We start from the raw sequence: 13,436 nt of genomic DNA on the forward strand, positions 1-13,436 counted from the left end.
ATCGGGCCCTGCAAACCACGTGCTGATGGACCTAGGGTCGGCTGACGCGTTCGACCGGATGGGTACGCTCGGCGTCGAAGAGGAGTTCTACATCGTCGACGAGCGCGGCCGTCCGAAGTCGGGTATCGCTGATCTCGTCTACGACCACCCCCCGACGGGGATTCTCGAAGACCGCCTCGATCACGAACTGTTTCAGTTCACGATCGAAACGCAGACCCCGCTGATCGAGGACATCGATTCGGTCGATTCGGTCGTCCGCGAGGTCCGAGAGGCGCTCGTCGAGCACGCGGCCGATCACGGCTACCGCATTGCGGCCGCGGGGCTCCACCCGGCGGCCGACTGGCGTGAACTCGATCACGCGACGAAGCCGCGATACAAGTCGCAACTCGACCGCATCCAGTATCCACAGCATCGCAACACCACCGCTGGCCTCCACGTCCACGTGGGCGTCGACGACGCCGAGAAGGCCACCTGGATCGCGAACGAACTCCGGTGGTACCTGCCCCCGCTCCTCGCGCTGTCGGTCAACTCCCCATTCTGGTGCGGTCTGGACACGGGACTCTCGTCGGCCCGCGCGAAGATATTTGAGGCACTGCCGAACACGGGGATGCCGACCCGATTCGCGGACTTCGAGTCGTATCTGGAGTTCGAACGGCAGATGGTCGAACTCGGTTCGATCGAGGACCGTGGCGAACTCTGGTACGACGTCCGCCCCCACACCGGCCACGGGACCGTCGAAGTCCGTACGCCGGACGCCCAGAGCAACCCGGCCGCGACGGTCGACTTCGTGGAGTACGTCTACGCGCTCGTCAGCGACCTCGCCGATCGCTACGAGGCCGGCGAGTCGGGATCAGAGATCCGCCGGGAGACCCTCGATGCGAACAAGTGGCACGCGATGCGGTACGGCTACGACGCCGAGTTCATCACCCGTGACGCCGAAGACACGGTGACGCTCGCGGAGTTCGTCGCCGCCGAATCCGACCGACTGCCGACGGACGCGCTCCGTCGGCGCTTCGACACCGAGAGTGGCGCGGTGTGGCAGCGTCGCCTCCTCGAAGAGCAGGGAATGGACGCCCTGTGCGAGGCGATCTGTCTCGATTGAGGGCACCCCACAGCGAGAAAAGTTTTTAGCCGCCGAGATTTGACCTTTGTGATAGAACACGATGTCCTCCGAGGATCCACACGACGAGCACGACGAGGGAAATCACGACACAACAGCGGGCGGAGACGGTGCCCACGATCAGGGAGGACTGGACATCGGCGTCGCCGACGCAGACGACACGCACGAGGGAGAGACTCACGAAGAAGACGCCCACGGGGAGGACGCCAGCGCCCGCGCCCGCCTCGAAGCCGAGGCCGACAGAGCGGTCTCGGAGTTCGACGAGGGAATCGTCGACCTGCTCGCGTGGCTTCTCGACACGGAGACGCGCGCCCGTATCTACGTCTTCCTCCGGAAGAACCCCCACTCCACCAGCGAGGAAGTCGCCGACGGAACCGGTCTCTACCCCAGCACTGTCCGCGAGGCGCTCGCGGAACTCCACGAGGAAGAGACCGTCTCGCGTCGCAAGCGCGAGAACGCCGGCGCGGGCAACAACCCCTACGAGTACACTGCAATCGCGCCGAGCGATCTGGTACGCAGCGTCGCCGAGCAGGTCCAGTCCGAACTGAACACCGTCTTCACCCTCGACAATCAACTCGGGGGCGCAACTGAGGAGAACGACGGCGGCCCCGTCAACATCACCGTCGACGAGGACGCGAGCGACGGGCGTGAGGACCACGCGTCCGCGAGTGGCGACCCGACGGACCCCGACGACGAGTCCGCCTGAGACCGCCGCGCGCTCGAAACGTTCCGCACGAACGGTGTTTTCGCGTCATTTTTAACGCCTCACGGCGACGTACCGCCAATGACCGGGCCTTGGACCAACTGGGACCACGTTTTGAAAGTGGACCCCGATAAAGACCTCGTGGACGGAGAGACGTTCGAGGACGTCTGTCGGACCGGTACCGACGCCATCGAAATCGGGGGGACACTCGACATCACGACCGAGAAGATGCAGAACGTCGTCGACGCCTGCGCGCGATACGACGTGCCGCTCTATCAGGAGCCCTCGAATCCCGGCGTCGTCATAAAATCCGACGCGCTCGACGGGTATCTCGTCCCGACCGTATTCAACGCTGACTCTTCGTTCTGGGTGACCGGCGCACACAAGGAGTGGGTCCGTATCGACGGCCCCCTCGACTGGGAGCGCACGACGACAGAGGCGTACATCGTCCTCAACCCCGACGCCTCGGTCGCCGAACTCACGGACGCCAACACCGAACAGACCGCCGACGACGTCGCGTCCTTCGCGGCCGTCGCGGAGAAGCTGTTCGGACAGGAGATCGTCTACATCGAGTACTCGGGCACGTTCGGCGACTCAGAGAAAGTCGCCGCCGCTCGCGAGGCGCTCGAGGAGTCGACGCTGTTCTACGGCGGCGGCATCGGCGACTACGACAGCGCCTACGAGATGGGACAGCACGCCGACACGATCGTCGTCGGCGACCTTCTTCACGACGAAGGCGTCGACGCCGTCCGCGAGACCGTCGAGGGCGTGGCCGACGCCCACGCCGAGGCGGTCGTCGAATAGCCTTCGCGTGACTCGCCCGGTCGCGTCCGGTCCGGTTCTCTCTCCGGTTGCAGTCGGACAGTTGGTTGGGTGCTGATCTCAGACTAAGTCAGCTGAGTCCCCAGTTGGATCCTGACTGCGGACCTTTCACCTCCCCCTCTGCCAGCACTAAGAGGTGCTCTACCCATTGTGTCGGACACGGACTGGATGTTAGTCAAGTACACATTTCAACCACTGGGATAGTAGGTCGCCTGATACAGGGCATATGTGAGCTATCTGGTAGCTGCCGGGTAGCACTACTATAACTCGGCTAATGTAGACGGATGGTTATCCCGCCGAAGTGGAGAACTGTGTGAGTAGTCAGTTATCGGGATCGGTGGCGCTGATGGTAAGCGTTCCAGACAGGTCAGCGCTTGCATCTGCCGGTGCGTCCGCGTCGACATTCCCCGGGAGGCGGTACCGCTTAGTGTTCACGAGGATGGCAACACCGGCACGGTCTCCAGAGGGTAACGAGACACTGGCTTGTTCTCTGTAAGCCTCAGTAACACCATCTGCATCAGTATCATTTCTGTTATCAGCACTAACCGACGTATCGTCATCTGCAGCAACTAGCGTGTCACGACCAGTATCATCGGGCGCACCTCGGTCGATCTGCATTGCTAGCAGACAGTTGTTTGCTTTCCCATCAAAACTCATCTCGACCTCTTGCGCTTGTGAGGTCTGGTTGACGATATTGAATGCGGGATCGGTGTATGCACCATTGGGTTCGGACTTAATCTCTCCTTTTCCGCTGAAACTTCCGAACGTGCCTATCTGGTGGACAGCGTCAGGATTGATCCCACTTGCCCGCCCGTTGGCAGTAAAGTCGATAACCAACTGGTCAGAGCTATTCTGACGAACGATTTCACCGTTAGTCTTGTCGCGTAGCGCGAGAAGTGCCTGGTCATCGGCGGCCACGTTCGCGCTCACATTTCGGCTCGCTTGGACAGTAGAGAACGCACCGGTACCGATTGCGGCTGCCCCACTGGCAGCGAGTGATCCCATTCCGATCAGGAACTTGCGTCGTTGCATAGTTGATCACCGTACGCCTTCCTGCGGCGCACGCACCAGTAGCATAGGCAGATACCCATATTGTATTGAGTTGCGTGAGTCTTCTCAGGGTGTCACAGAATATGTTCAGACTTCCCCTGAAAGCGGTTCAAGCAAATATTAAAATCAGTCGCATCTCTTTATATATTAGGGAAGGTAATATAATTCCGTCTATAAATTACCGTCGTACCGGATCTGTTAGACTGGAGAAACATACACTTCGGGCGCTCGTCGCTGACTATAATCACGTACTGACGCTACGAAGACTCACAATGAGTATAGTAGCGTTTGCACTGATTGCACATCTGATTACACGCAGTCGTGCAATCGAGTGAGCGAAGACTTGCAAACGCTACTACAGTCTCACTGTTTGCCGGTGATCGCCACTCACGTTCACGGCGATCACCGATAGGAGACGAGACTAGTCATTATCAATGCGGGGGAGTGTCCACACCTCCGAAGCCCTGGTGGGAAATTGGTCCACGGGTGAGAGCCTCCTGATTGCTAGCTATACTCAGTCTCGAGTATGGCTCAAGACGTCCGTCTGTCCGATAGATTCTCTGTACTCAGTGGACGGAGTTTAACAAATGATATATGTTCCAATGTGAGGTGACAGGTCGCTCTCCGATACCGACCATCCGCGAGCGAAGCGAGCGGTTCACCGCCGACGAGCGGCCGAAGGCCGCGAGTCCGGCGGCATTGTTCCCTCCAGGTTTTTGCGCGGAGGGGTCCGCAGGACCCCTCCGTGAAAAAAGGTGGATGTGAACCGCCCGTTTTTAAGACCGACCGGCCGATACATCCGGATATGCAGGACAGAACTTTCACGGCTGACGCCGAGCCCGGCGACGAGGTTACCGTCGCCGGCTGGGTCCACGAGGTCCGTGACCTCGGCGGGATTGCTTTCCTCATTCTCCGGGACAAATCGGGGAAGATTCAGATCAAACTCGAAGCGGATTCGATGGACGACGAACTTGTCGAGACCGGTCTCGACGTGGCCCGCGAGAGCGTCATCAGCGTCAGCGGCTCGGTGAAAGAGGAACCGCGTGCGCCCACCGACGTCGAGATCCTCCCCGAATCGATCGACGTGCTGGCCGAGTCCGACACCGAACTCCCGCTCGATCCCTCCGGAAAGGTCGATGCCGAACTGTCGACGCGGCTCGACAACCGGACGCTCGACCTCCGAAAAGAGGAGGTGAAGGCGGTCTTCGAGATCCGCTCGGAGATCCTCCGCTCCGTCCGCGCGGCCTTCCGCGATCTCGGCTGCACGGAGATCAACACGCCGAAGATCGTCGCTACCGGGACCGAGGGCGGTACCGAACTGTTCCCGATCACGTACTTCGGCGAGGAGGCGTTTATGAATCAGTCGCCGCAGTTGTTCAAGCAACTGATGGTCGGCTCCGGCCTCGAGCGCGTCTTCGAGATCGGCCCGATCTTCCGCGCTGAGGAGCACAACACCCCGCGGCACCTCAACGAAGCGACGTCAATCGACTTCGAGTCGGCCTTCGCCGATCACACCGAGGCGATGGACGCCTGCGAGCACGTCGTCAAGAGCGCCTACGAGGGCGTCGCCGAGAACTGCGAGTCCGCACTGGAGACGCTCGGCCTCACCGAGGAGTTCGAGGTCCCCGACGGCGAGTTCCCACGACTCACCTACGAGAGGGCCATCGAACGGATCAACGCGACGGGCGAACTCGACGCGCAACTCGCCTGGGGCGACGACCTCCCCACGGAGGGCGAGCGTGCGCTCGGCGACGACGTCGGTTCCCACTATTTCATCACCGACTGGCCCTCTGAGATCAAGCCGTTCTACATCAAAGACCACGACGACGACGAGCAACTCTCGACGGGCTTCGATATGATGCACCCGCGGATGGAACTCGTCTCCGGCGGGCAGCGTGAACACCGCTACGACCATCTGGTCGAGGGCTTCGAACAGCAGGGTCTCGACCCCGATCAGTTCGAGTACTACACGAAGATGTTCAAATACGGGATGCCGCCGCACGCCGGCTGGGGACTCGGCGGCGAGCGCCTCGTGATGACGATGCTCGGATTGGAGAACATCCGGGAGGCCGTGTTGTTCCCGCGTGACCGGCAGCGTCTGTCGCCGTAGGCGACGACGCGACTGCGAGCACCTGAGCCCGCCGGACCGAGCGCAGCGCCCCACCAAACCGCGTTCAATTTAACGCGGCCCCCACAATCGACACGCGATGACAGAGGAGTCGACGGCGTTCGTCCCCGGCCACGTCACGGGCTTCTTCAGCGCCCACCCCGACGACGACCCGTCGGCGGCGGGCTCTCGCGGTGCCGGGATCACGCTGTCGCACGGCGTCGACGTCCGCGTCCGCCGCGGGCGCGACCGGTCGGTCAGACTCAACGGCGTTCCGGTCGATCTCGAAGCCGTCGACACCGTGCTCGGGGCCCTCAGTGCGGAAGACGCCGTGGTGAACGCGGAGACGCCGCTCCCGCTCGGGGCCGGCTTCGGCGTCTCTGGAGCGTCCGCGCTCGCGACGGCCTATGCGGTCAACGCGGTCTACGACACGCAGCGAACCGAGAACGAACTTGTCGGGATCGCGCACCGCGCGGAGGTCGAAGCGGGGACGGGACTCGGCGACGTCGTGGCGCAAGCCCGCGGCGGCCTTCCGATTCGTCTTGACCCCGGCGGCCCGGCCCACGGCCGTCTCGACGGGGTCCCCGCCAGCCCCCGCGTCGAGTACGTCACGTTCGGCTCGGTCTCGACGGAGACGGTTCTCTCGGGCGACACACGCGCGCTGACCGCTGCCGGTGAGCGGGCCCTCTCAGCCCTCCGGGCGGAGCCGACGCCGTCGCGGTTCCTCGCCCTTTCGCGGCGGTTCGCCCGCGAGGCCGACCTCCTCACCGACCGCGTCGGCGACGCCATCACCGAAGTCCGGGAGGCCGGGGGCGACGCAGCGATGGCGATGCTCGGTGACACCGTCTTCGCGTTCGGAAACGACCTCTCTGCGGCCGGCTACGACCCGACGGTCTGCTCGGTCCACGCGGCGGGGGCGACGCTTCACCCGACGGAGTGAGCGATCGAAGCGCTCTCGACCGAGCACCTCGGAATCGCCCCGCTTTTGTCTCGGCCGCCCGATCCGTGTCGTATGAGCGAGATCGACGTGCCGGAGAACCACCCGCGGTACCAGTCGCTGCTCACGCGACACCGGATTGAGGAGGGGGTCGACAAGGGGATCACCAGCCGACAGGGCCTGATCGCGGAGGGTCGCGGTGAGGCGTTCGATTATCTTCTCGGCGAGGAGACGATCCCGTCCGCCGACGAGGCGGCCCGCGCTGCCGCCGCTCTCCTGCGTCTCGCCGAGCGTCCGGTCCTCTCGATCAACGGCAACGTGGCCGCACTCGTCCCGGGCGAGATGATCGATCTCGCGGCGGCCGTGGACGCGGACGTCGAAGTGAACCTGTTCAATCGAACCCACGAGCGGATGCGTGCGATCGCCGGGCACCTCCGCGAACACGGCGCAGACGAAACGGGTGTCCGCATCAAGGGACTGACTGCCGACGCGCGGATCCCTGGGCTCGAACACGAGCGCTCGAAAGTCGACGCCCGCGGTATCGGCTCGGCGGACATCGTCCTCGTGCCCCTCGAAGACGGCGACCGCGCGGAGGCGCTCTCGGCGATGGGCAAGGGCGAGGTCGTGATAGATCTGAATCCGCTCTCGCGATCGGCCACAATCGCCGACGTACCGATCGTCGACAACATTCTCCGGGCGGTTCCAACCGTCACCGACCACGCGCGGAAACTGGAGTCTGCCGCGTCAGAGGAACTGGCGTCGATCGTTCAGTCGTTCGATGCCGAGCGCGCGCTTGACGCGGCCGAGCAGGCTATCCGCTCGGGTGATCTGGAGTAAAAACGCAACCTCGCCGACCGGCAACCGACCGTGACGCCGCTGCTCACGTCTCCTGCAACTCCGCTTCGACGAGTGCCTCGTTGAGGTCGCCGCGCACGAACTCTCCGGTCTCGCGATCCATCGCGGTCGTGACGATTCGGTTCTCCTGGACGCTCGATCCGTCGCGCAACAGCAACCGGACGTTGCCGTTGTCGTCGGCGCGGGTCACCTTTGCGCGAAGACCAGTTCTGGATCCCATCCCGCCGGCGTCGATCGGCCCGGGGACGATCTTCTTCACGTGCGGGTGGTTGGCCACGACGCCGATCGCCCGTCGGCCTTTGCGCCCGCCGATGAGCGTCGAGTGCGAACCGCCGAGTTTCTCCTTCGGCGCCGTTTCGACGATCTCCAGCGAGCGCTCGCCGCGGCGTTCGAGGACGCGCTCGACGGGGTCGTCGGCCGCGATCCGATAAAACTCGTGATGCAGTTGCGCTCGCGCCTCGCGCAAGACGTCACGATCGCCGGACGCGAAGACCGTCTCGGGCCGCTTCCGGCGGATGTCGTCGGCGACGCGGCCCGCAAAGTTCCGGAGTTCGACCACCTCCGCCTCGGGATCGTCTTCCGGCATCGTCGTCAGCGCCGTCCGGCCGACGATCTCCTTCCCGTCGAGCATCGTCAACTCCGCGCGGTCGCGCTCGAAGACGACGACGACGGCATCGCAGTTGGGCGTGTTACAGACCAGGCAGTAATCGCCCGGGCGTTCGAGCGGCGTGCCGCACCGCCGGCAGTCCATACCGGGTGGAGATGACGGAAAAATAAAAGCACGGCTATCGGTGGGCGCGACGACCCCGGACTTTGCTAGATCTTGGGAGCGCCGGCTGCACCGACCTAGGTGATACCGGCTCTACTCACTCCGAGTTCCTCGAGTGTGTCAGTTCCGGACCCCTCGACGTCGTCGATTCCGACGGCCCGCGCTCAGAGGTCTCGGGGGCTCGTCTTCAGGTACTCTCTGAAGAGGACCGTCGCGTAGGACCCTGACGGCAGCGAAAACGAAAGTTCGTAGGCGTCGAGTTCGACGTCGGTCTCGACGGTCGTTCGGAGCAGGACTGCCCGGCGCGTCCCCGTCGAGTGGAACTCGCCCGGCCGGTCGAAATTCTCTGGCGCGAGATCGAGATCGGAGAGGACCTTGCGCTCGATATCGCCGGGCTCGCCCGTCGCGAGATCGGTTTCGGTACCGACGAGCGGTGCGGTCACGAAAGCGCGCGCCCGCTCGCAGTGGCGACGCATCACGTCGACGCGGCCGTCGGTAGCGACGTTCGTGCGATCGGTGTCCGGACTGGAGAGCCCCGCCGGAGCGTCGCCATCAGCGAAGCACACCACGTCGCCTTCGACGGGGTGCGTCAACGGGAGTCCGCGGTCTAGCCGCTCGCTGACGATGCGGTTGAACGCGTACGACTGCGCCGCGTTGACGAACAACCGCTGGAGGTTCGAGGGCACCGCTTCCAGCGCGTGCCGCCAGTCGGCCGGGCCCTCGCTTCCGTTCTCGTGCAGACGGTGCAGCATCGACCGCTCGAAGCGGAGCGTGCCGGGCATTCGTTCGAGTGCGGCCGCCCAGTCCGGGTCGGCCGTCGCGGCCTGTTCGTCGACGAACTCGCGGGCGTCTTGCGTCGCGTCTGGCTCCGCTTCGCACGGGTTGCCGACGTAGGTCAGCACCGCCTCGCGCCACGCCCCGCGGGCGACCGCCAGGCCGACCTCGTGGGTGACGGGCCGGCGACTGCCAAACCGCTGGTGACCGAAGTAGTTCGGGACGGCAACTTCGATTGGGCCCCCGGCGGCCTCATCCGTGGAGAGCACTCCGTGCAACTCCTCGGTGATCGGCTGTACCGGGTCGGTGTCGGCGTCGCGGACGCGGATATCGAAGTCGTTGCCCGCCAGATCGCCGAAATACAGCCCTCGGCCCACCCGCCCGAGCGCGTCGACGTCAGCTCCCGCAATCTCCGGGAGCCGCTCGGCGTCGACGTCTGCAAGTGTGAACAGTTGCGTCGTGACGGCGTACTTGTCTTTCGTGCCTGCCCAAGAGATCCGCTCACGACTGATTCCCAGCGCGTTCGACAGTCGGTTGACGAAGTCGTTGGTGTCCCACTCGCGGAGCGTCACCCGGACGAGAAGGTGCGGAAAGTCGCCCGGGTCCGAATCGAGCGGTTCGGGCTCGACTGCGTCGATCTCGCGGACCCGAAAGTCCTCGGGACGCTCACGCAGTCGCCCGCCGGTCCCGTCGGCGTTGCTGCAGTAGTACTCGATCCCGACGCGGCGTTCCAGCGGGTGGGACTCGCGCATTCGATTTTTCGAACTCCGCTCGAGCAGTAAGACCGCTCCGGTTCTCGCCAGTCGCGGCTACTCGGAACTACCGGGCCCGCCGTCCATTCCAGTGATCTCGAACCGGGCGCCGCCTTCGGCGGACTTGCGGACCGTGACGTCCCATCCGTGGGCGGCCGCTGCGGAGACGACGATATTCAGCCCGAATCCGGTCCCGCTGTCGGCGGTGGTGTAGCCGTACTCGAAGATCCGCTCGCGCTCGGCGGGTGGAATTCCCGGACCGTCGTCGGCAACGGCGACGCCGCTGGCGTCGGGCAACGGCGAGACTCGCACGGTGACCGCGTCGTCGGTGTGCCGGAGCGCGTTCTCGAAGAGGTTCTCGAAGAGGCGGCCAACCCGCCGCTCGTCCGCGACGACCGTTCCCAGGTCGCCCTCGATGACGCAGGTCGAACCGCCCTCACTGGACGCCTCGCACGGCCCGTCGACGCCCTCCTCTCGGTACTCACAGACCGCATCCCACGCCTCGGTGACGACCTCCGTGAGGTTGACTCGCTCGCCGTCGTCGATGCGGTGTCCGTCGCTCACCAGCGCGCGGACGTCGTCGACGATGTCGGCCATCCGACCGTGGACGCGATCCAGGCGGTCGAGGAACTCATCGCCGCCCTCCACCTCCTCACGCAGGATGGTGACTTGCGCCTGGGCCGCGTTCAGGGGGTTCCGGAGGTCGTGTGTCAATGTCTCCGCGAACCGCTCGAGTTCACGCTCGCTCCGCTTTGTCACGCCTCTGACCACGCTCACGTGACAGTCTCGTCCGTCGAGCGTCGTCGTCGAGACAGTCGACTCCGCCCGAAACGTCGTCCCATCGGCGCGGCGCGCTCGCCAGCGATACGTCCCGCTTCCGCCGCGCTCTGCTGCCGCTACCGCTTCGGACCGGATCTCTGATTCTGCGTCCGTATCGACGACGTACGCACCCGGATCGAGGTCCTTGAACGACTCGCGGTCGTAGCCGAATAGCGCCTCGATCCCGCCTGCAACGGTGACGAGCTCGCCGCTCGCTGCGTCGTGTACGAGCACCGCGTCGCCGAGGTCGTCCGCGATCCGGGCGAACGCGTCGTCCGGATCAACCCCCGCGAATTCATTCATCTGTCTGTTCTCCGGGGCGAGGGGTCCTAAGTCGTTTGGCCGTTACAGTAGCGTTTGCAAGTCTTCGCCCACCCGATCGCACGACCGCGTGCGATCGGGTGTGCAATCAGTTGCAAACGCTACTACAGTCCCGTCGCTGCAGTCCGAGGCTCTCGTTCAGTACAGCGATAGTTCGCCAGTCACCCGATCGATCTCCGCGTCGGACCCGGGACCGACAGCCAGACACGTCACCGTCCCCGGATCGAGTTGCGTGTGTCCCGCATCGCGGACGACCGCGTTCGGGAGCCCCAGGCGCTCAGCGTCGTCGGCACGGCGGAACAGGGCACTTTCGCCGTCGGCCTTGAGGACGACCTTCTTCTGCCCGCTGCCCTTCCACTCCGTTCTCGTCCGTCGATCCGTGTCCTCGTATGCCGACAGCGACGCGTGGGCGACCTGCGCGGCGAGTTTCCCCCGGCCCATCCCCAGATCGGTCCGGGCGACGATTGCCTGCTTCATACGCAAACGTGTCGCCCGATCGAATATATACTGTCGGATCCCGCTGTTGCGTGGCGGACTGTCAGCCGTTACCCAGTCGTATCCATCGTCGCGTCTGCAAGAGTTCACTCACGCCGCCACTGATGCTTCTGCACCCGAAGCGCGGTAGGGCTACTCGCGGTCGACGTTCTGTTCGACAATCTCCTCGCGGATCGACTCCGCCCGTCCCTCGAGTCGCTTGACGTACCGCCGGACCTTCTGCGGTTGTCGTCCGCTGAACGAGGCGACCCAGTTGATATCGGTCGACGGCCACGTCAGGAAGTACGAGACGAGCGTATCACGACCTGCTTGGACGACTTCCGGCGGAACGCCCCGTTCGCCGACCTTCCGCTCGTCGAATCCGTTGACATCGAAGTAGACGTCGGCGTACAGTTCCGCCGCATCCGGGTCTGCGAAGTCCTTCCCTTCGTGATTCGGAGCCTCGAACCGGTAGCCCGTCTCGCCGTCGTCGGTCGTTCGTTCGACGATACGCACGTCGAGGACGTAGTCGCGGTGAATGGTTTCCGTGTCGTCGACTGTCGGTTCATCGGTCGTCGATTCGTCGCGTCGGTGGTCGGTGGATTGTGACATTGTGATACGTAGTGGCTGCTGGAAATTCTGGTCGTTCGCGTCAGGTACGTCGGGAGAGGAGGATGCCGGCGAGGACGGCGATAGCGACGAGCGAGAGGAGCGCCGGCAGTGGTGTCGAAACGGGCGTCGACTCTGCACCGCCATCGCTTCCGGATTCGGGCATAACCGATTCGCTTTCGGCGTCGCCGTTCGTCCCGCCGCTGGACTGGCCGGAGGATACTGTTCCACCCTCCTCGCTTCCGGTCACGGTCAGGGTACCGGACTGCGTCGCGGGGCTGAAGCTACCGCCGCCGTCATCGTCGAACTGACGGGGCTCAACGGAGAGCGTGACGTCACCCGAGGCGGCTCCGGCAATCGTCACCGTCGCGAGCGTCACATTTGTGCTGCTGGGGCCGACGGCGTCGTCCACATCTGCGGCTTCGAGCGTGACGGCCGTGCCGTCTGCGGTGATCTCCGGCCCGGTCGTCAGGCCGAATCGGTCGGGGTAACTCGCAGATTCGATCCGCGCTACCTCCCCGTTCCCGACAGCCAGTTCGAGATAGTAGCCCGAGAGACCGTTTGGCGCGTCCGTGAGGACGACCGCGACGGTCGTGGTGCCGTCGGGAGCCGTCGTCCCATCGGTGACGACGACGGTGGGTTGGTCGCTCTGGGCTGTGGCCGTCCCTGCTGCCGCCACCACCCCGAGGAGGGCGAGTACCGTCAGCGCAACTGCGAGCACGACGGTGCGGCGGCGGGAACCGGAAGATATCGAAATCGGAGGTACGGTTGGTATCATTGTATGGGAATAAAGTGGTGGAGGGCGTCTAGCGGGACCGGCCGATGACTCGACCGGTGCGACGCCACGTCGCGGTGGCTGTAGATCGGTTTCGCGCCGGTCCCGAACGGACGGAGCGACTGCGACCGGATCGATCCCGAGCTACAGCCGGCACGATCAGTTGACCTCCTGAAAGAGGCTCACGATGTCGTCGTAGTCGTGCTTGCCGTTCTCGTTGAAGTCGTACGCCGACGCGTTCGACGTCACGCTGTCGGAGTCGAAGTTGCTGAACAGGATCTCGATGTCTTCGTAGTCGAGCCGACCGTTGCCGTTCAGGTCCTCGTAGTGACCGTCACCGTCGGGGTCGGTCGGCGCGCTGCCGCCTGTCACCGTCGGCGGACCGGTAATGACGACGCCGGAGCGAGCCTCCGCGTCGATGGCTTGCCCGGATTCGTCGTCCATCTGGTTGATTGAAATTTCGACGTCGGTCGTGCCACTGCTGTCACCGCGTAGGGTGAGCTGTCGTCTCGCTCTCGGGTGAGTACCTCGGTCGAAGTCTCTCGTAAA

General features: G+C 64.3%; 13 protein-coding genes and 1 pseudogene. 6 read left to right on the forward strand and 8 right to left on the reverse strand.

Translation table 11 applies throughout. The features are described 5' to 3' along the window. The first annotated feature begins 25 nt into the window (after positions 1-25). The 3 genes from ABEI27_RS13455 to ABEI27_RS13465 all read left to right on the forward strand — a co-directional run bounded on the left by ABEI27_RS13455 (position 26) and on the right by ABEI27_RS13465 (position 2,627). Positions 26-1,102 (forward strand): glutamate--cysteine ligase, encoded by a 1,077-nt coding sequence (locus ABEI27_RS13455; RefSeq protein WP_375799915.1) that lies wholly within the window; start codon positions 26-28, stop codon positions 1,100-1,102. A 61-nt stretch (positions 1,103-1,163) separates the two neighbouring features. Continuing rightward, a complete protein-coding gene (locus ABEI27_RS13460; RefSeq protein WP_375799916.1) occupies positions 1,164-1,826 on the forward strand; it encodes a winged helix-turn-helix transcriptional regulator in 663 nt (220 codons plus the stop codon). A gap of 78 nt (positions 1,827-1,904) precedes the next feature. After that, positions 1,905-2,627, forward strand: a complete 723-nt coding sequence (locus tag ABEI27_RS13465; protein WP_375799917.1) for a phosphoglycerol geranylgeranyltransferase — start codon at positions 1,905-1,907, stop codon at positions 2,625-2,627. Positions 2,628-2,966: 339 nt separating this feature from the next. On the opposite strand, the gene ABEI27_RS13470 is transcribed toward ABEI27_RS13465, so the two are convergent. Continuing rightward, entirely contained in the window at positions 2,967-3,677 is a 711-nt protein-coding gene (locus ABEI27_RS13470; protein WP_375799918.1) for a hypothetical protein, read from the reverse strand. 823 nt (positions 3,678-4,500) lie between these two features. Here ABEI27_RS13470 and aspS point away from each other — a divergent pair. From aspS to ABEI27_RS13485, 3 genes are all read left to right on the forward strand, one after another. Then, positions 4,501-5,805, forward strand: coding sequence for an aspartate--tRNA(Asn) ligase (gene aspS / locus ABEI27_RS13475; protein WP_375799919.1), 1,305 nt, complete (start codon positions 4,501-4,503; stop codon positions 5,803-5,805). A gap of 97 nt (positions 5,806-5,902) precedes the next feature. Beyond that, the gene (locus tag ABEI27_RS13480) at positions 5,903-6,742 is read left to right on the forward strand and encodes a pantoate kinase (protein WP_375799920.1); all 840 of its coding nucleotides are present in this window, start codon (positions 5,903-5,905) and stop codon (positions 6,740-6,742) included. A 72-nt stretch (positions 6,743-6,814) separates the two neighbouring features. Beyond that, a complete protein-coding gene (locus ABEI27_RS13485) occupies positions 6,815-7,576 on the forward strand; it encodes a 4-phosphopantoate--beta-alanine ligase (RefSeq protein WP_375799921.1) in 762 nt (253 codons plus the stop codon). Between the two features lie 43 nt (positions 7,577-7,619). Here ABEI27_RS13485 and ABEI27_RS13490 read toward each other — a convergent pair whose 3' ends face one another. The 7 genes and pseudogenes from ABEI27_RS13490 to ABEI27_RS13520 all read right to left on the reverse strand — a co-directional run. Next, complete coding sequence (locus ABEI27_RS13490) at positions 7,620-8,345, reverse strand: DUF2103 domain-containing protein (protein WP_375799922.1); 726 nt, start codon at positions 8,343-8,345, stop codon at positions 7,620-7,622. A 182-nt stretch (positions 8,346-8,527) separates the two neighbouring features. After that, positions 8,528-9,889 carry a tRNA pseudouridine(13) synthase TruD gene (truD, locus tag ABEI27_RS13495; protein ID WP_375799923.1) on the reverse strand — a complete coding sequence of 454 codons (1,362 nt, stop codon included), beginning with the start codon at positions 9,887-9,889 and terminating at the stop codon, positions 8,528-8,530. 57 nt (positions 9,890-9,946) lie between these two features. Further along, the gene (locus ABEI27_RS13500; protein WP_375799924.1) at positions 9,947-11,011 is read right to left on the reverse strand and encodes a sensor histidine kinase; all 1,065 of its coding nucleotides are present in this window, start codon (positions 11,009-11,011) and stop codon (positions 9,947-9,949) included. A gap of 156 nt (positions 11,012-11,167) precedes the next feature. Next, positions 11,168-11,506, reverse strand: coding sequence for a peptidyl-tRNA hydrolase Pth2 (gene pth2 / locus ABEI27_RS13505; protein ID WP_375799925.1), 339 nt, complete (start codon positions 11,504-11,506; stop codon positions 11,168-11,170). A 150-nt stretch (positions 11,507-11,656) separates the two neighbouring features. Next, positions 11,657-12,115, reverse strand: a complete 459-nt coding sequence (locus tag ABEI27_RS13510) for a hypothetical protein (protein WP_375799926.1) — start codon at positions 12,113-12,115, stop codon at positions 11,657-11,659. A gap of 40 nt (positions 12,116-12,155) precedes the next feature. Next, positions 12,156-12,833, reverse strand: coding sequence for a hypothetical protein (locus ABEI27_RS13515; RefSeq protein WP_375799927.1), 678 nt, complete (start codon positions 12,831-12,833; stop codon positions 12,156-12,158). A gap of 213 nt (positions 12,834-13,046) precedes the next feature. Next, positions 13,047-13,436, reverse strand: a pseudogene (locus ABEI27_RS13520) (cell surface protein); the annotation flags it as partial.

This window comes from Halobellus sp., from assembly GCF_042218505.1.
Classification (GTDB): domain Archaea; phylum Halobacteriota; class Halobacteria; order Halobacteriales; family Haloferacaceae; genus Haloquadratum.